At 40.6% G+C, this 16,952-nt stretch carries 17 protein-coding genes and 3 pseudogenes; 16 read left to right on the top strand and 4 right to left on the bottom strand.

Annotated features, from left to right (window positions below; genetic code table 11):
- The first annotated feature begins 28 nt into the window (after window positions 1–28).
- The 7 genes from PaeBR_RS17205 to PaeBR_RS17175 all read left to right on the top strand — a co-directional run bounded on the left by PaeBR_RS17205 (window position 29) and on the right by PaeBR_RS17175 (window position 4,666).
- Window positions 29–801, top strand: a protein-coding gene (locus PaeBR_RS17205; protein WP_410511520.1) for an IS5 family transposase whose coding sequence is annotated in 2 segments (ribosomal slippage) — window positions 29–359 and window positions 359–801 — 774 coding nt in all. Because the reading frame shifts where the segments join, the coding sequence is not laid out codon by codon here.
- A gap of 61 nt (window positions 802–862) precedes the next feature.
- A complete protein-coding gene (locus tag PaeBR_RS17200) occupies window positions 863–1,624 on the top strand; it encodes a hypothetical protein (RefSeq protein WP_410511756.1) in 762 nt (253 codons plus the stop codon).
- A gap of 57 nt (window positions 1,625–1,681) precedes the next feature.
- Complete coding sequence (locus PaeBR_RS17195; RefSeq protein ID WP_410510947.1) at window positions 1,682–2,140, top strand: helix-turn-helix domain-containing protein; 459 nt, start codon at window positions 1,682–1,684, stop codon at window positions 2,138–2,140.
- Window positions 2,029–2,811 carry an IS630 family transposase gene (locus PaeBR_RS17190; RefSeq protein ID WP_410515058.1) on the top strand — a complete coding sequence of 261 codons (783 nt, stop codon included), beginning with the start codon at window positions 2,029–2,031 and terminating at the stop codon, window positions 2,809–2,811. The genes PaeBR_RS17195 and PaeBR_RS17190 overlap by 112 nt, the downstream gene beginning before the upstream one ends.
- An 82-nt stretch (window positions 2,812–2,893) precedes the next feature.
- Window positions 2,894–3,352 (top strand): helix-turn-helix domain-containing protein, encoded by a 459-nt coding sequence (locus tag PaeBR_RS17185; RefSeq protein WP_410510947.1) that lies wholly within the window; start codon window positions 2,894–2,896, stop codon window positions 3,350–3,352.
- Entirely contained in the window at window positions 3,241–4,023 is a 783-nt protein-coding gene (locus PaeBR_RS17180; protein ID WP_410515058.1) for an IS630 family transposase, read from the top strand. Before PaeBR_RS17185 ends, PaeBR_RS17180 begins: the two co-directional genes overlap by 112 nt.
- Window positions 4,024–4,126: 103 nt before the next feature.
- Window positions 4,127–4,666, top strand: a complete 540-nt coding sequence (locus PaeBR_RS17175; RefSeq protein WP_410511755.1) for a hypothetical protein — start codon at window positions 4,127–4,129, stop codon at window positions 4,664–4,666.
- Window positions 4,667–4,872: 206 nt separating this feature from the next.
- Here the strand turns inward: PaeBR_RS17175 and PaeBR_RS17170 are convergent.
- A pseudogene (locus PaeBR_RS17170) lies at window positions 4,873–5,123 on the bottom strand (transposase); the annotation flags it as partial.
- A 34-nt stretch (window positions 5,124–5,157) separates the two neighbouring features.
- Window positions 5,158–6,288, bottom strand: a complete 1,131-nt coding sequence (locus tag PaeBR_RS17165) for a hypothetical protein (RefSeq protein WP_410511754.1) — start codon at window positions 6,286–6,288, stop codon at window positions 5,158–5,160.
- Between the two features lie 146 nt (window positions 6,289–6,434).
- Between PaeBR_RS17165 and PaeBR_RS17160 the strand changes: the two genes are divergently transcribed.
- The 4 genes and pseudogenes from PaeBR_RS17160 to PaeBR_RS17145 all read left to right on the top strand — a co-directional run bounded on the left by PaeBR_RS17160 (window position 6,435) and on the right by PaeBR_RS17145 (window position 11,195).
- Complete coding sequence (locus tag PaeBR_RS17160; protein ID WP_410511753.1) at window positions 6,435–7,865, top strand: hypothetical protein; 1,431 nt, start codon at window positions 6,435–6,437, stop codon at window positions 7,863–7,865.
- A pseudogene (locus PaeBR_RS17155) lies at window positions 7,804–7,941 on the top strand (sigma factor-like helix-turn-helix DNA-binding protein); the annotation flags it as partial. The gene PaeBR_RS17160 and the pseudogene PaeBR_RS17155, both read left to right, overlap by 62 nt.
- Before the next feature lie 442 nt (window positions 7,942–8,383).
- Complete coding sequence (locus tag PaeBR_RS17150) at window positions 8,384–9,553, top strand: hypothetical protein (protein WP_410511752.1); 1,170 nt, start codon at window positions 8,384–8,386, stop codon at window positions 9,551–9,553.
- A gap of 595 nt (window positions 9,554–10,148) precedes the next feature.
- Entirely contained in the window at window positions 10,149–11,195 is a 1,047-nt protein-coding gene (locus PaeBR_RS17145) for an IS110 family transposase (RefSeq protein WP_410511751.1), read from the top strand.
- A gap of 43 nt (window positions 11,196–11,238) precedes the next feature.
- On the opposite strand, the gene PaeBR_RS17140 is transcribed toward PaeBR_RS17145, so the two are convergent.
- Window positions 11,239–12,129, bottom strand: coding sequence for an AraC family transcriptional regulator N-terminal domain-containing protein (locus PaeBR_RS17140; RefSeq protein WP_410511750.1), 891 nt, complete (start codon window positions 12,127–12,129; stop codon window positions 11,239–11,241).
- Between the two features lie 169 nt (window positions 12,130–12,298).
- On the opposite strand from PaeBR_RS17140, the pseudogene PaeBR_RS17135 reads away from it, so the two are divergent.
- The 5 genes and pseudogenes from PaeBR_RS17135 to PaeBR_RS17115 form a co-directional block, all read left to right on the top strand.
- Window positions 12,299–12,521 (top strand): annotated as a pseudogene (locus PaeBR_RS17135) (MFS transporter); the annotation flags it as partial.
- 369 nt (window positions 12,522–12,890) lie between these two features.
- A complete protein-coding gene (locus PaeBR_RS17130; protein ID WP_410511749.1) occupies window positions 12,891–13,742 on the top strand; it encodes an aldo/keto reductase in 852 nt (283 codons plus the stop codon).
- A 296-nt stretch (window positions 13,743–14,038) separates the two neighbouring features.
- Window positions 14,039–14,515, top strand: coding sequence for a DUF2975 domain-containing protein (locus PaeBR_RS17125; RefSeq protein ID WP_410511748.1), 477 nt, complete (start codon window positions 14,039–14,041; stop codon window positions 14,513–14,515).
- A 10-nt stretch (window positions 14,516–14,525) separates the two neighbouring features.
- On the top strand, window positions 14,526–14,744 hold the full coding sequence (locus PaeBR_RS17120) for a helix-turn-helix domain-containing protein (RefSeq protein WP_410511747.1): 219 nt from the start codon (window positions 14,526–14,528) through the stop codon (window positions 14,742–14,744).
- Between the two features lie 92 nt (window positions 14,745–14,836).
- Window positions 14,837–15,622, top strand: a complete 786-nt coding sequence (locus tag PaeBR_RS17115) for a DUF817 domain-containing protein (RefSeq protein ID WP_410511746.1) — start codon at window positions 14,837–14,839, stop codon at window positions 15,620–15,622.
- A gap of 185 nt (window positions 15,623–15,807) precedes the next feature.
- Here PaeBR_RS17115 and PaeBR_RS17110 read toward each other — a convergent pair whose 3' ends face one another.
- Window positions 15,808–16,860, bottom strand: a complete 1,053-nt coding sequence (locus PaeBR_RS17110) for an alkene reductase (RefSeq protein ID WP_410515222.1) — start codon at window positions 16,858–16,860, stop codon at window positions 15,808–15,810.
- Window positions 16,861–16,952 lie beyond the last annotated feature (92 nt).

Here is a 16,952-nt window from a genome sequence, read left to right as displayed (position 1 = left end):
GACGAAATTACAAGGAGCTTGTAAAAAGATGCTAAGACGCCACGAAATTAAAGACCAGGACTGGGAACGAATACAAGATTTATTGCCACCCGAAAACACAGGAGAAGGCAGGCCCTCAAAATCCAACCGAGTGATGCTTAATGGAATGCTCTGGAAAGTCAAAACAGGTGCGCCTTGGCGTGATTTGCCTGAACGGTTTGGTCCTTGGAAAACTGTGTATTCCCGATTTCGTTTGTGGAGTAACGACGACCTTTTTCAAAAGATTTTTGAGGCCTTGACCCGCGATGCGGACTTGCAGGATGTCTCTCTGGACAGCACCTCCTGTAAAGTTCATCAGCACGCAGCGGGGGCTAAAAAGGGGCCGAAAACGCCGAAACCAATCAAGAAATCGGACTTTCCCGAGGGGGCCGTAATACCAAAATCCACGCCGTAGTAGATGCGCTGGGCAATCCAATTCGCCTGTATTTAACACCTGGAAATATCCATGACTGTACGGTAGCCGCCCACGTCCTCTCTGACGTAACGTTGTCTGGCAGTGCTGTTTTAGCCGATAAAGCTTACGGAACTCTTAGCATTCGAACGTATATTGAATCCCAAAACGCAACGTTCTGCATCCCGCCTAAATCCAATACGACAGATCCTTGGGACTGTGATTTTTACCATTATAAAGAACGCCATCTTGTGGAATGTTTTTTCAACAAACTCAAACAATTTCGTGGGATCGCAACACGCTATGACAAACTTTCCCGAAACTTTTTGAGCTTTGCCTTTCTGGCTTCTGCGATGATTTTGTTGAAATAGCTCCATTAAGATTAGTTTTCAGACACGCCCTAGTCAACTAATAACACGCCATGGAGTTCTTTTGACATGGAAATACTTATTGAAGAACATAGGGTCAGAATCTACAGGAAATTATATAAAAAATAAGAATGAATTTTCAAATTCAATCAAATTAATTTTATCATTACAAGAAACGGAAATGAAATATGATGAAAATGATTTAAAAACATATATTGATGCGAATTCGTTCTTTAATAGATATGATAATGCATCGCAACAATTTATTAGATCATATTTTATATTTATTAAATCTCCCTTTAATAAAGGAAGTAAACAGGAAACATCGCTTGAAAGTGTACAAAACTCTTTTTTATTAAAATTCAATATATCCTTGGAGAAATACATATATTTAACTAGTGCGTTAGTTTTTAGAGTGTTAAATATTTATAATGACACTGGATTAATTAGGGATAATTGGTTTATTAACCCTAATACGCTTTTACCTGCTAGCGATAAGTCCAAGGAGTATTTTGCTAATATATTGAAAGAGATGAGTTTTGATATATATGAAGCGAATAAATGGATATTACAGGAAGATGAAATTAATAATGAGACTCATGTCAATTTTTCATTCGATTTATTTTTGAAAAAACCATTTTTAAAAATTAGTCATAATGAATTTATTCCTATAGAGCGAAAAATACTTGAAGATTTACTATTTCACTCACTATATATAAAGACAATGGATAGTTTTTCGAAAGAAGATAAAAAAAGGATTCAATATAGAAGTGATTTCGGCCTTATGTTAGAAACTTATGTTTGTTGGTTAACACTAGTACCTTGACCGTGAATAATATTACCTTTAAGCTCTCCATATAGAGTCAAATGGGAGGGCTTACCAATGAACAAAAAATACGTGGTTGAACTGAAAGACGAAGAACGCGAACGGCTTCAGCAACTTCTTCATGCGAAGGAGACTTCACGGGGAATTCGAAATCGCTGCCTCATCCTCATGCTGGTAGATGAAAGTCAAGGAGCCATTCCCAAGCAGATGGAGATTGCCCAGCGAGTTGGTGTTAGTGACGTCACGATTCATCATACCGTGAAGAGTTACTGTACCCGCGGCTTAGAGGCCACATTGCAGTATCGAAAACGGTCGGAGCCGGGGCATCCCTCTGTGATTACGGGAGAACTGGAGGCCCGGATCATTGCACTGGCCTGTTCCGAGCCGCCGGTGGGCTATGCTCGCTGGACCATTCGTCTATTGACGCGCCGGGTCATCGAACTGAATATTATAGAATCGGTGGGACGAGAGACGATTCGAGCCACGTTAAAAAAACGAAACTTAAGCCTCACTTAAAGAAACAATGGTGTATTCCCGCCAAGTCCAGCGCCGAATTTGTCGCCCGAATGGAGGATGTTTTGGAGACGTATGCCCTGCCTTACGATCCTGAAATCCCACTAATTTGTATGGACGAACAGCCGATTCAGCTTCTGGAGGATTCTCGTCCATCCGAACCGATGAAACCTGGGCAAGTGCGGCGTGAAGATTACGAATACGTACGAAAGGGAAGCTGCAGTGTGTTTTTGTTTACGGAACCGTTAGCTGGATGGCGTCACGTACAGGCAAGCGAAAGACGAACCAAAGCAGATTGGGCACTTCAAATCCAGGAATTACTGGACGTTCACTATCCCGATGCGAAACGGGTTCGGCTCGTCATGGACAATTTGAACACGCACACAATCTCTTCGTTATATGAAACCTTTCCGCCAGAACAGGCCTTATCTTTAGCGAAACGATTGGAAATCCACTACACTCCCAAGCATGGAAGCTGGCTAAACATGGCCGAAATTGAACTGAGTTCTATGACGATCCAATGTCTGGATCGGCGCATCGGCTCTATCGAACAATTGCAACGCGAAATCACGGCATGGGAAGTCGATCGCAACCAGGCACAAAAGTCCGTGGAGTGGCACTTTACCACTCAGCAGGCCAGAGGCAAATTGAAACATTTATACCCTGAAATTTGATGCGGTCAAGGTACTAGTACCTTGACCGTGAATAATATTACCTTTAAGCTCTCCATATAGAGTCAAATGGGAGGGCTTACCAATGAACAAAAAATACGTGGTTGAACTGAAAGACGAAGAACGCGAACGGCTTCAGCAACTTCTTCATGCGAAGGAGACTTCACGGGGAATTCGAAATCGCTGCCTCATCCTCATGCTGGTAGATGAAAGTCAAGGAGCCATTCCCAAGCAGATGGAGATTGCCCAGCGAGTTGGTGTTAGTGACGTCACGATTCATCATACCGTGAAGAGTTACTGTACCCGCGGCTTAGAGGCCACATTGCAGTATCGAAAACGGTCGGAGCCGGGGCATCCCTCTGTGATTACGGGAGAACTGGAGGCCCGGATCATTGCACTGGCCTGTTCCGAGCCGCCGGTGGGCTATGCTCGCTGGACCATTCGTCTATTGACGCGCCGGGTCATCGAACTGAATATTATAGAATCGGTGGGACGAGAGACGATTCGAGCCACGTTAAAAAAACGAAACTTAAGCCTCACTTAAAGAAACAATGGTGTATTCCCGCCAAGTCCAGCGCCGAATTTGTCGCCCGAATGGAGGATGTTTTGGAGACGTATGCCCTGCCTTACGATCCTGAAATCCCACTAATTTGTATGGACGAACAGCCGATTCAGCTTCTGGAGGATTCTCGTCCATCCGAACCGATGAAACCTGGGCAAGTGCGGCGTGAAGATTACGAATACGTACGAAAGGGAAGCTGCAGTGTGTTTTTGTTTACGGAACCGTTAGCTGGATGGCGTCACGTACAGGCAAGCGAAAGACGAACCAAAGCAGATTGGGCACTTCAAATCCAGGAATTACTGGACGTTCACTATCCCGATGCGAAACGGGTTCGGCTCGTCATGGACAATTTGAACACGCACACAATCTCTTCGTTATATGAAACCTTTCCGCCAGAACAGGCCTTATCTTTAGCGAAACGATTGGAAATCCACTACACTCCCAAGCATGGAAGCTGGCTAAACATGGCCGAAATTGAACTGAGTTCTATGACGATCCAATGTCTGGATCGGCGCATCGGCTCTATCGAACAATTGCAACGCGAAATCACGGCATGGGAAGTCGATCGCAACCAGGCACAAAAGTCCGTGGAGTGGCACTTTACCACTCAGCAGGCCAGAGGCAAATTGAAACATTTATACCCTGAAATTTGATGCGGTCAAGGTACTAGAAATACCCAAACATAATAATAATTACTTTTCCCTAGAGGAGTTTGAGTATAATAGTTCCTCTAAAAGATCGTCAGATGTTTTTTTAATGTACAAAGATACAGTATTAGTAATTGAAGTGAAAGGTTATAGGGTAAGAAAAGATGTTACCAAAGATTTTGCAAGAAAAGAAGGCGTCGAACATTCTCGTCAAAAGAACATTGAAAAGCCTTTAACCCAAATAAAAACAGTTATGAATGATCTGGTTGAAAATAAAATTCATAAAGAATTAAATAAAGATAAAAAATACTATTTTATGGCTGTTAATATGGATAATCTACCTACCTCTAACTTTATGTCAGCAAATTCACATGATGAATTTGTTTCCTCTAATAACGTGCTGAATATAAAAGGGTTATTCTCTTTAAGCTTAGAAGAATTTGAGTTGTTTACTGAGATTATTAGTTCAATGAATAAGTCGTTTGGAGAAATTTTGGACGATTATTATGATAAATTTTATGGTATGGCTTTAAAAAACTATTTCAATAGGATTCTTAGGCAAATTCCAGATTATCATAAAAAAGGACCTCTTATTTCTTTAAAAAATGAAGCGGAAATTAAACTTAATACTTTTTTCTCAGAGCTATGAAACTCTTATTTTCAGTTATTTATGCAATAGTATAAGCTATTTGGATTTAACATATGAGTGGTAGACGAAACCAGACGAATGTCCAGCGAATTAGAATGCTTGATTCGAAAATAGCACCAATATGGAACGTAATTAAGGGTCTGTCAGGGTCTGTCAATAAAGTGTAAACTCTTTTCAGTATAGATTCTCCCAGGGGGGGCGATCGAACGCAAGTGTTGACCGACCCGATCGGGGAATAAGACCGAAAGCTGGAGCAGCATTTCGCCCCAATTTTGAACACGTTCTGTCCATTTCTGGGTGACATCTACAGTGGCCAGATAGAGTACATCATCAGCAATGCATCATCCATAGGAAAAATGATCTTCCCCTTCTTCGTTACTTTACGAAGTTGACGGTGGTAATTCTCGATCATGTTGGTGATGTAGATGAGTTTGCGGATCTCAGGCGGGTACTTGAAAAGAAGCTTTTCTATCATTCAAGTTCTTTGTTTCTTAGAATTCGACATCCTTAAGAAAGTCACCAGTTAATGCATGATATAGAAGATCCACAGCCATTTCAAGATTCTCGTAGTAATCATCAGCATAAAGAATTGGGAACCACTTTTCATTAAATTTGGATTCAGGATGTACTATATTAGTTCGTTTCATATAGGCGTCTTCTAACAAATATGAGTATCCTGGTGCATATTGAAATACTGTTTCAACCATCTGAATCGTCTTTTTGAAATTGAAATTTTCTCCGCCAAAAAATCTTCTGTTTAACAGCCTCAAACATCCTTCAAGTCCGAAAAATAAATTGGCACACGCATCTTCTTGAAAAATATAGCCAGAGCTTGAACTCAATGTCTTAGCCTTGATTAATAAAAATGCAGTTCTTAATGATAAATTATCGAGTATCTTAAAGCTCTTATTATATAAACGGATTTTTTTGAAATCTATCTTTTCTGTTCTGAAGGTATATTTATTTTCTGAAAGTAAGAACTCATTGTCATCTCGAGACCATATGAGTGAGTAAATATGATGGATTGCTGCAGCTCTAAATACAGTTTCATCATCAAACTTTTTAGATTTGTGGAATAGTGTTTCAGGAATATCACAGAAAAATTGGTTAATGGGCAAATTACAAGAACCATAACTCATAATAAATGATAGCGAAGAGATCATTTTAACTTCTTCACGAAGAATTTTACCTAAGGAAAGTTCAGTGAGATCAGTTTCATCAATCATTCTTTTTGAATTGCGGGTGATAAGATAAGGGATCCCATTTGTAAAAGTATATAGACTATTATTTGTTTTGAAATTTAATCCGAATACATAGTTTGATGGTTGGATCCTTCTGATTCGAATAACACTACCGGGTAATTTATTTATTTTTTTAACAAGGTCAGTCTTAAATGGTTCACGCAGTTCTCCTGAAAGTTTCAAAGCTAAGTTTACAACAATAACTAGATTTGATGCATATTCAAAAATAAACTTGTCTCCTATAGGTAACTCTAATTCTTTGACGACAATACGCTTAACTTGTTCCTCGTTCTTGAATCTAGAGTACTTTGAGTAATGTTGTAAATTTTCCACAAGAATTTCAAAACTTTTTTTAACGTATTCCCTCATAAACCATTGCATTTAAAACATCTCCTACTGTTCGAATAGATAAAGACTAATGATAAGAATCAACACAATTAACAGTTTAAACTTTAATATATTTTCTTTAAAGGCTTTCCAAGTGGGGTTATGGAAAACATGTTATAATTTTTTTGGAGGTGATGAATTTGTTGCAGATTATTTCAGGGAAATTTTATAAGACTAACAGTATCGAAGCACATGAGGGATTGGGAGTCCTATACTCAAATTTAAGATTGCACCAACCATTAAAAACGTGTATTGGTACACTTACTCCTATTGATACTCATGGTGTGGTTTCTTCCTATGTTTTTTCTTATACAAATCAATTAGAAGTAGAGTATTCAGGAGGAGCTACTCTTGTTAGAACAGGGGATCCTGAAATTATACATCAGTTCAAACTGCTTTGTTATTTTGGTCTTAAAGCATTTTTTAGCACTGAAAAAAATGATGTAATACTCAATTGTCGATCTGGGCGTTCTAATATCACTGACTATTTCCAACCTTATAAGTATGTAAGTCGCTATTTTAATGAGGAGATTAGCTGCTCACAGGATGATCTAAATCGATTTGTTGAATTTGTTTCCAAAGTTATTTCCTTACCTCGTATTGTTTATAAATTACTTATAGCATGTCTTGACAATTTGTATCATTCGTTTTTAACACTTAATCATAATATTGATCTTTCATATTCCTTAATTGTCTACTGCCTTGAGTCTCTTTCCCAGAATTTTGACCAATACGAGCCCACATGGAATGATTACGATCAAAATGTAAGGACAAAGTTGGATAAAATTCTGTTTAAAATTGATGATGAAAAAGCTGATAATATCCGTCAAATTCTTGCACAGTCAAGTCATTTAAAACTACAGAAAAGATTTGTGGACTTCATCCAAAGTTATATTGATGATGAATATTTTATTAATATAGAAGAAGGAGTTCATTATCCATTAAGAAAAAGCGATGTAAGTGCAGCTTTAATTAATGCATACACTATGAGATCTCAATATGTTCACAAATTAGGCACAATGATAAAACAACTAAAGATCGATCAAATAGCTGGTGACGAAGTTTTTACGTGGGATAACACTCCTTATCTTACGTTTAACGGCTTTCAAAGATTGGTACGACATGTGATTATTAATTTTATTAATTATCAACCTTCAGTTGAAAGGGAGGAATATAATTGGCGCGATGACCTTCCTGGTATTGTATATTTCAAACTATCCCCAGAATATTGGGTTCATCAATCAAGTAATTTCACATATGAGTATGCTGACAAAAAACTAGAAGGATTTCTACAGATAGTAGAAGGACTATTCAGACATGATTCGAATTTCATAGACATATCTGAATTAATGAAGGTTTATGATAGCATAATATTTACAAGCCCAAGGAAACATCAACTTCCTATGGTTGCTTTATACTTAATTTATACTTTCTTTTTTACTGAAATAAAAGATATAAACAAATATCAGAAAATCATTGGCATCTCTAAGGGTTTGTTTAAAGAATGTTGGGCTGGATACAGGCGGGGAGGAGCGGACGCAACGGGAGATTGCCAAGGAACTGGGGATTAGCCGGAGTTATGTGTCGCGGATTGAGAAAAGGGCGCTCATGAAGCTGTATCATGAGTTTTATAAGGCGAAACGTTAAGACTATTGAGTCTGTCTATAGACAGACTCTTTTTGTTGTCGAAATTCAGACGTATAGTTCAAAAGAATTATGTAAAAAGTAGGATTTCCATGTAAAACATTTGGAATTTTGTGTTATAATTTGGATAAACATGATCCTATTTAACGTAATCTGGAGGGGTAAAGGTGGCTCGTACTTTTGGAAGTACAGTTAATAAAATTATTGAAATAAGATAGATTAGATTTCTCTTTCCAAATACCGATAGATGCTATAATATTCTAGTGAAAACGCTGATAATTGACCTTTATTTACATTTAACTGGGATGAATAATTTGTCAAACCTATACAGAAAGCAGGGAACCCCTTGAACATCAATGTGGATGGAAACCAACTTCAGCTCGAAATTCTTCCTCTTAAGGATGGGAGGAAAAAGTACCTTCCTCTTGATCCCGTTATTAAGGCTATGGGATGGACATACAACCATGAAGATGGCGGTTCGATCTCGCTCTCCTTCAGTTCACCAGGAAGAAAGTCTACAACTTATTTGCATGATGAATGGGAAGATGGACTTCGTCTTATTGACGGTCATATCTATATTACCTCAAAACTGTTAGAAATGAGGACATTTGCAGAAATCGAATATTCCTCGAAGACGGACACTATGACGATCACGACTTCTCCAACGCCCGGTGTCGTTACCGATCTCGGGATAATTGCTCAGCACGAAAGTCGCCTGCAGCATGGGCAGCAGCCGGAGCCAGAGCCGGAAGAGATGATTATTGAAGCTACTAATTCTATGAGTGCCGAGGAAAGCGAAAAAATCAATTTTGGGAAATATTCTCCTCCCGCTATCTTAGATGCCCTCTATACCTTGGACGATCAGCTTCAAAAAGAGGGACTGTCTTTGTGGGACGAGCTTGGTTTCTACGGCGGCAACTACCATAGCGAGTACAGGAATACCCCGTGGGACGTGATTGCATTCGGCTGGACAGGTGGAGATGGCGTTCACTATGGATTCCTGACCGAGTTTGGAGCGGTGACCGAACTGAACGAAGCACCAATCGTTATGGTTTCGCCAATGGGTGGGGATCAGGCCGGAGAAGTCGTCGCCAACAATATCAGGGAGTTCCTAAGCATCATCGCGATACATGAATCACTTTTATACTATTTGTTCGATAACGAGGAAGCTTATCTAGCCCATCAAAAGCAAGACGAGCAAAGTGAGTGGGCGCCAACCGAAGAAGAGAAGGTGTGCAGCCGTCAAATCAAGGACAGAATGGTTGAAACCCTGAACCTTCCGATGATAGAGCAGCCATACGCATACTTAGGCCGTGTAAATGCTGAGCGGGCTAAGAGAATAGTTGTGGCCACGCATGATGGACTGGGCGTTACCAATATACATCCGGATGAAAACGGCCGCCAACATGAATCGCTCCTCGTTGATGACGATTTGGAAGCAGAGGAGCTGCAGGAATACCTGGCACGCGCCACATACGCAGGCAAGCTGGCATTGATCCGTGATTTTAATGCTAAGGACTTTAATAGCGAAGATCTTGAGGAAATCATGGTTGAGGAAATGATTAAACTTGGACTCATTGATGAACTTGCCCGCAAGAACGCTTCGGCCTGGTAGACCTGTGAAGAGCCATAGATTATCGCCCCATCCCCAAAGAGTAATCACGGAGGAAGCGACCTGATGAAAAGTCAGGCCGCTTTCGCATTTACTCCTGTTCACGCCCTCTAAAAGCGACTATTAACTGAAAAAATCCGGGTGCACTTCTACCTTCATGTTAAATTTGTTCATTTCTGATATCCAGTCGGGGATAACGCTATCACTTAGCCCCTTTAATTGAACACTTAGTGTGGAACTCATACTTATAACTCTCCAGTAAAATGTGAATCAATTTATTTCTTCAATATTGACTCTAATTCATTCAAGGACCTCAAGGCTTCCATGCTAAACTGCCCGTTAGCCATCCATGTAGCGCAAAACCAGCGCTACACCACAGAGGATGAAATGTGTGCAGAACGGGTATAGAATACTATGGCTGGGTGAGGAAGGTCGATACGCTATGGTGCCAGTAGAGCCCATCCGTTAGTCTGACTCCAACGACCACGGTGCATCACAGACAGTCGCTCCCTTATGGGAAGCACTCATGGTAGATTAATCCTATTTTGGTTTTTGCACCAGCCTCCACTACTTGTAGCCATAGAAAGGATCTTTTTCAATGGATATACTCATTGAGCGTGCATGTGGGATGGATATTCATAAAAAATCCATTACTGCGTGTATCATGACACCTGAAGGAAAGGAGATTCAAACATTTTCCACTAAAACGGTCTTCCTCTTACAGTTAATTGACTGGATTAAACAGCATGGATGTACCCACGTAGCAATGGAAAGTACAGGCGTATTTTGGAAACCTATTGTTAACCTGCTTGAAGCTGAAGACATTGAATTTTTAGTCGTGAATGCTCAACACATGAAGGCACTCCCAGGTCGTAAAACAGATGTCAAAGATGCGGAATGGATTGCCCAACTTCTTCGTCATGGACTTTTGAAAGCTAGTTTCATTCCAAACCGAAATCAACGAGAATTACGAGAACTCGTACGTTATCGCCGGAGTATCATTGAAGAACGGGCTCGACAACATAATCGGATTCAAAAGGTATTAGAAGGAGCAAACATCAAGCTTAGCTCTGTAGTTTCAGATATTATGGGGGTCTCCTCTAAGGATATGCTTCACGCCATCGCAGATGGCGAAGAAGATCCAGAGAAATTAGCAAACTTCGCTCGGCGATCCATGAAAAAGAAGAAGGAAGATCTTGAGCTTGCTCTTAGAGGCTATGTTAATCCCCATCAACGCATGATGCTCAAGACCATTCTAAATCACATTGACTTTCTAACGGAACAAATCGAAAGGCTAGATCAAGAGGTTGCCGAGAGAGTCGGCTCTAATCAAGAAGAGATCGAACGATTAGATTCTATACCTGGGATTGCCACTCGTATGGCCCAACAAATCTTAGCTGAAATTGGAACCGATGTGGGGAAGCAATTTCAAAGTGCAGCTCGATTATGTTCTTGGGCAGCACTTGTTCCCGGACATAATGAAAGTGCAGGTAAGCGAAAGTCTTCTAAAGGGAAGAAAGGGAACAAATATTTAAAATCCGCCTTAACTGAAGCCGCACATCTACGCATTACCATTCTAGGCGCTGCATCTTTTTTTAAAATGAATGAGCCGCGTCTTCTTCAGTATTGTCTTTTTACCAAGTGACCGAAGTTAAATTTTCATGGTAGCGGAAATCAAAAAATATCGTTTATGCTCTTAGGCGCTTTATATCTTGTCTAGGCGGAAAGCCAAACATTCGGGAATACTCACGGCTGAATTGCGAGGGACTTTCATAGCCTACCCTAAATGCCACATCAGCGGCATCGGCTGACTCGGTTAATAGTAGGCGACGGGCTTCCTGAAGCCTCAGTTGTTTTTGGAACTGAAGAGGACTCATGGCAGTTACTTCTTTAAAGTGCCGATGTAACGAAGAAACACTCATATTCGCTATTTCTGCAAGCTCCTCAATCCGAAAAGATCGATCATAGTTATTCATGATTTGTTCAATAACATCTTTGATTTGATGGGTTGAACTTCCTTCCATAATTTGCTCCAAAATAATCCCGTTCTGACCTTGCAGTACCCGATAAAGAATTTCCTTAGTAAATAGTGAAGCAAGCACAGGAATGTCTTTAGGATGATCTAACAAACGAGCTAACCTAATGACCGCATCCAATAAAGACGATTCCATCCGGCTAACAAACATAGCTCGTTTAGGATTTACTTTCGGATGAACTCGATGTTCAGAATCATGTAAAACCTCTAAGATTTGACTCGATGTAAATTCAAGTTTGAAACCCAAATATGGCACATCGGGAGTGGCTTCAGTGACTTGGGCGGTAACTGGCAAGTGAACGGATGCAACAAGGTAATCGGCAGGACTGTATTTAAAGCGCTCCTGTGCCAGCCATACCTCCTTCGCCCCTTGAACTACCATACATAAGGAAGGTTTGTAAACTCCGTGGTTTGGTCTGGTCGTATTCGACTGACGCATGAAAAATAAAGACGGAATAGCGGTTCGGTGAACTCCGTCCTTTTCTGAATAACGCTCAATGATTTTGACGAGCTCATTCTGCTGTTTAGTGATTGTTTCAGACATTTGATCCTCCTTATTCCGTCATTCATTATAGTTCGATTATAATCTATATTCGTCTGTCACATAAGTGGTAGTGAGAGGATTAGGCAAACATTTGATACGAATGGGATAACGGTCGCTTTGTCATTTGGTCCATAATAAGGATGTGAAAAGGGGGAGAGAATACATTTCTATGAGCAACACCTGGAAAATTTACATGCTGACCCTTATCAGCTTTTTGGTCGGTACGTCACAATTCGTGATCTCAGGTATTTTAGATGAGGTCGCTGCTTCCGTCGGCGTATCGTTATCGGCGGCGGGACAGCTTATCACTGTATTCGCGCTTGCCACTGCAATGGGTACCCCTGTAGTCATGGCAGTGACTGCGAAAATGGGACGGCGTAAGCAACTGCTGCTGGCGCTCGCCATCCCGTTACTCATCCTTTGGACAATCGCTGCTTGGACGTTCGGACCGACGCAGAATTTTAATCTTCTTTCACTCGCTCCGGAAGCCGGTATCATTCTCCGCATAAACAGCACTTTCGTACAGCTCGGATTTGCAGTTGGCGCTGGTATCGGAGGAGTTGCCGTGGGTGGATCATCGATATTGTCGATCTGCTGGATTGGAGCCGCTGCGGTCGCGGCTGCGGTCATCGTGGCGTCCGTTTCCTTCGGGCTTACCCGTACGTTCTCGAAACGCGCGGCGACGGAGTGAGCCTGGTATGAATGTAATGGATAAGATCAAATCGATTTACAAATAATTTTAAATAACTGGAGGATTTTATATGCAAAAAGTAATTTTGAACAATGGGGTTCAGATGCCAATACTCGGTTTTGGCGTTTTTCAGATTGCTGATCAAAATGAATGCGAACAAAGCGTTTATGATGCCATTATGGCAAGCTATCGTCTGATTGATACCGCTGCCTCTTATCTAAATGAAGAAGCGGTTGGCAGAGCAATCAAACGGAGTGGCGTGGCAAGAGAGGAATTGTTTATCACTACGAAGCTTTGGGTTCAGGATACTGGTTATGAGCGCACAAAGAAAGCATTTGAAAAATCACTGGAAAGATTGCAACTTGAATATTTGGATTTGTATTTAATTCATCAGCCATTTGGCGATGTGCACGGCTCTTGGCGCGCTATGGAGGAATTGTATCGTGAAGGAAAGGTCCGTGCTATCGGCGTGAGTAACTTCCATGAGGATCGCCTGATCGATTTGATTATTCATAATGAAGTAGTTCCTGCCGTAAACCAGGTTGAAACGCACCCTTTCAATCAGCAAATCGAAAGTGCAAAATTCATGAAAGAGAACAATGTTCAGATTGAGTCCTGGGCGCCTTTTGCTGAAGGAAAAAATAACTTGTTCCAGAATGAGGTATTGGTATCCATAGCTGAAAAGCATAATAAATCCGTTGCTCAGGTGGTTTTACGTTGGTTAACACAAAGAGAAGTCGTTGTGATTCCAAAGTCAGTTCGTAAAGAAAGAATTATCGAAAACTTCAACATCTTCGATTTTGAATTAAGCCAAGAGGATATGGAGTCGATTGCTGCATTAGATACGAAACAGAGCCTGTTCTTTTCACATCGCGATCCTGAAATGGTGAAATGGATCGCTACCCGTAAACTTGATATCTAACAATCGCTATTTCGAAAGTTAAATTAAGGAGCAGATGCACTTAAGCCATCTGCTCCTATTTCGTTTGCAGAATCCAGGTATTTATTAAACCAATCTGCCAGTTAGCTTAATGAGTTGGGTTGAAATAAAAGGTACAGAGCATTTCTTGGTAATGGGGAATGCTTTTTATCTTTGTCTAAAATTAAATGTATATTTATATAACAACAATAATATAATTATAATCAGTAATTATATATTGTAAAACGATAAATTTTGTGTTAATTTCAAATTGATAATAACTAAGTGGGGTGCATTTTATGGAACGAGGAACAACACTCTTTTTAAAGGTAACTGTTTTTCTTATTGGAATTCCGGTTCTTGCTTTGTGTATATTTTGGTTGCCTTGGATAGCTAATGAAGCAGCAGAACATTATCCGGCTTATTGGATATATCCCGTTATAATCAGTTTGTATGTAGCAGCGATACCGTATTTCGTTGCATTGTATCAGGCTTTAAGACTTCTAAGCTATATTGACAAGAACAAAGCTTTCTCAGAATTATCTGTAAGAGCTTTAAAGAATATAAAATACTGTGCATTCACAATCAGTATTTTGTTTGCGGCATGCATGCCATTCTTATTTTTCATGGCGCAGGAAGACGACGCCCCAGGCCTCGCAGCACTCGGATTGGTTATTACTTTTGCTTCAATTGTGATTGCAGTCTTTGCTGCTGTTCTTCAAAAGCTATTAAAAAATGCCATAGATATAAAATCAGAAAATGACTTAACGGTCTGAGGTGAAAACAATGGCGATTATTATCAATATTGACGTGATGCTAGCTAAAAGGAAAATGAGCGTAACAGAACTTTCGGAGAGGGTTGGAATAACAATGGCTAACCTTTCTATATTGAAAAATGGAAAGGCAAAAGCAATTAGGCTTTCAACTTTAGAAGCAATTTGCAAAGCCTTAGAATGCCAACCTGGAGATATTTTAGAATACAAAAGTGACGAGAGAGCGCAATAAATTACACCACGAGGCTGCCGTAGATGATCGGTAGCCTCGTTAAGCTATTGGGCAGTTTTGCGTATCGAGGACCCGGCGAGGAGATAATATTATTGAAAACAATAATACAACTACTGCATTTTGGCTATCATCAGGCGATGAGTTGCATTTTTCCTATTGCGATCTTTGGGACTTTAGCTCTTTCTAGCGTAATAGAGGTGCCTTTCGTTTACCGTTATGATGCCATTCTTTTTATACTGCTTACCGTGCAGTACCTCATGTACCGCAGTAGACTCGAGACACGCGATGAAATTAAAGTTATCTGTATCTTTCACTTTATTGGTTTGTTGCTGGAAATATATAAGGTAAGGATGGGATCATGGTCATACCCTGAGCCCGGGCTTACGAAGGTACTCGGTGTACCGCTCTATAGCGGATTTATGTATGCAAGTGTCGCAAGCTTTATGTGTCAGGTATGGCGTAGACTGAAGATGGACATGACCGGCTGGCCGGGGCTTACTTCTGCGGGGTTACTGGGAGGAGCCATCTATCTGAACTTTTTCACACATCATTTTATTCCAGATTTTCGTTGGTGGCTGACGGCGCTTGTGCTCATTGTCTTTTGGAGAACATGGATCATATATCGGGTACGGACCATTACTTATCGAATGCCCTTGACACTGGCTTTTTTCATAGTAGGTTTTTTCATCTGGTTAGCCGAAAATATAGCTACATTCTTTAATGCCTGGAAATATCCTGACCAATACCAAGTCTGGCAACTGGTTAGTTTCAGTAAGATCAGTTCGTGGTTCCTTCTGGTCATCATTAGCGTCATTATTGTTGCTCAGCTTAAACATGTTAAAGCTAGCCGGAAAACGAAAGATTCATGTTCCAGCTAAGATTATAAATAAGCATATTTGGTGTGCAGGAGGCCAGTAATAGGAATAAAAAATCCACTCTCAGAAATAGAGTGGCTATTATAACTTCCAAGAGGTGCAATCGGTAAATTTAACGGCGGTTATGGTAACATTTTTTACTGGTCGGTCAAAATCGTCGTAACAACTTACTTTCATTTCATAAGCCATCATGGTTTTGTGGTGAGTTGAATTCTAGAATCGTATGGTGCAAGTGTCGATCCGCTTTTAATCCGTTGGATAAAATCCGGGTTGGCAAGCAGTGGGCGTCCGAATGCAGCTAAATCAATCGTTCCATCCATAATTGCACTTGATGCCGATTCTGAATTTAAATTTCCAACTCCTATAATCATCCCATCCCAATATTTGCGTACGGTTTGATGAAATGTCAATCCATTGGTGAGAACTTCCGAGAATTGGTTAGTCGAAGGATGGAGGAATGAAAGACCTATTTCTTTAAACACACGGATATAAGCTGCTACAGCGTGTTCGGGATCATCCCACTTAAACCCCGGAATATCATCCTTAATTTCTGAAAATCGGACTATTGTTCTTTCCGCACCTATTTCTTTCACTACTGCAATTAGCAGTTCTTTCATAAAAGTTAATCGTTGTGTAAAGCCTCCGCCATATTTATCTGTCCGTACGTTCGTGAGGTTTGTACTAAATTGGTCGATCAAGTAACCATGCGCTGCATGGATTTCAACACCATCAAATCCTGCAATGATGGCATTTCGAGCGGCTTTTGCATGCTGTTCAATCACTTCCAGAATATCGGCCTCTGTCATTTCCTCTGGTAATTCGTATGGTTTACGTAATCTATGAACGAGCCCCTTGGCTGCAATGCTGGAAGGTGCCTGGGGAGGATATCCTTCCGTTAATTCGTGATGGGTAAGTCTGCCAACATGCCACAATTGCGCGGCAATGGTTCCGCCTTCTTGGTGAACCGCATCAGTTACCTTTTTCCAAGATTGAATTTGATTCATTGTATAAAGACCTGGAACACCATAAGTGCCTTTGGCTCTCAAGCTTGGATTGATACCTTCAGTAATAATAAGTCCTATACCATCGGCTGCCCGTTTTTGATAGTAGTCTGCTACTTCAGGCCCTACTTCCCCCGTAATATTGTCTGCAAAGCTGCGGGTCATAGGAGCCATTACTACGCGAGAACGAAGCTGCCAGTTTCCGAACTTGACATTTTCAAGTAATATGTTCGATTGCATCATCATCACTCCTCCTCACAAAGTGTTCTGTACATCATTAATCATATATGGATTTAAGATGAATTCACATAAGTAACCCAAGTTTGGCGTAA

Source organism: Paenibacillus sp. BR2-3, from assembly GCF_046529485.1.
In the GTDB taxonomy this organism is placed as follows: domain Bacteria; phylum Bacillota; class Bacilli; order Paenibacillales; family Paenibacillaceae; genus Paenibacillus_AQ.
The sequence above is the reverse complement of the archived record's forward strand: the minus strand, read 5'-3'. Positions and strand labels throughout refer to the sequence as shown.

Coding starts and splice junctions, on each gene's coding strand:
- PaeBR_RS17185 (WP_410510947.1), top strand. CDS start 2,894: ATGAACAAAAAATACGTGGTTGAACTGAAAGACGAAGAACGCGAACGG.
- PaeBR_RS17140 (WP_410511750.1), bottom strand. CDS start 12,129: ATGTCTGAAACAATCACTAAACAGCAGAATGAGCTCGTCAAAATCATT.
- PaeBR_RS17130 (WP_410511749.1), top strand. CDS start 12,891: ATGCAAAAAGTAATTTTGAACAATGGGGTTCAGATGCCAATACTCGGT.
- PaeBR_RS17145 (WP_410511751.1), top strand. CDS start 10,149: ATGGATATACTCATTGAGCGTGCATGTGGGATGGATATTCATAAAAAA.
- PaeBR_RS17195 (WP_410510947.1), top strand. CDS start 1,682: ATGAACAAAAAATACGTGGTTGAACTGAAAGACGAAGAACGCGAACGG.
- PaeBR_RS17110 (WP_410515222.1), bottom strand. CDS start 16,860: ATGCAATCGAACATATTACTTGAAAATGTCAAGTTCGGAAACTGGCAG.
- PaeBR_RS17165 (WP_410511754.1), bottom strand. CDS start 6,288: ATGCAATGGTTTATGAGGGAATACGTTAAAAAAAGTTTTGAAATTCTT.
- PaeBR_RS17150 (WP_410511752.1), top strand. CDS start 8,384: ATGGGATGGACATACAACCATGAAGATGGCGGTTCGATCTCGCTCTCC.
- PaeBR_RS17120 (WP_410511747.1), top strand. CDS start 14,526: ATGGCGATTATTATCAATATTGACGTGATGCTAGCTAAAAGGAAAATG.
- PaeBR_RS17125 (WP_410511748.1), top strand. CDS start 14,039: ATGGAACGAGGAACAACACTCTTTTTAAAGGTAACTGTTTTTCTTATT.
- PaeBR_RS17175 (WP_410511755.1), top strand. CDS start 4,127: ATGTACAAAGATACAGTATTAGTAATTGAAGTGAAAGGTTATAGGGTA.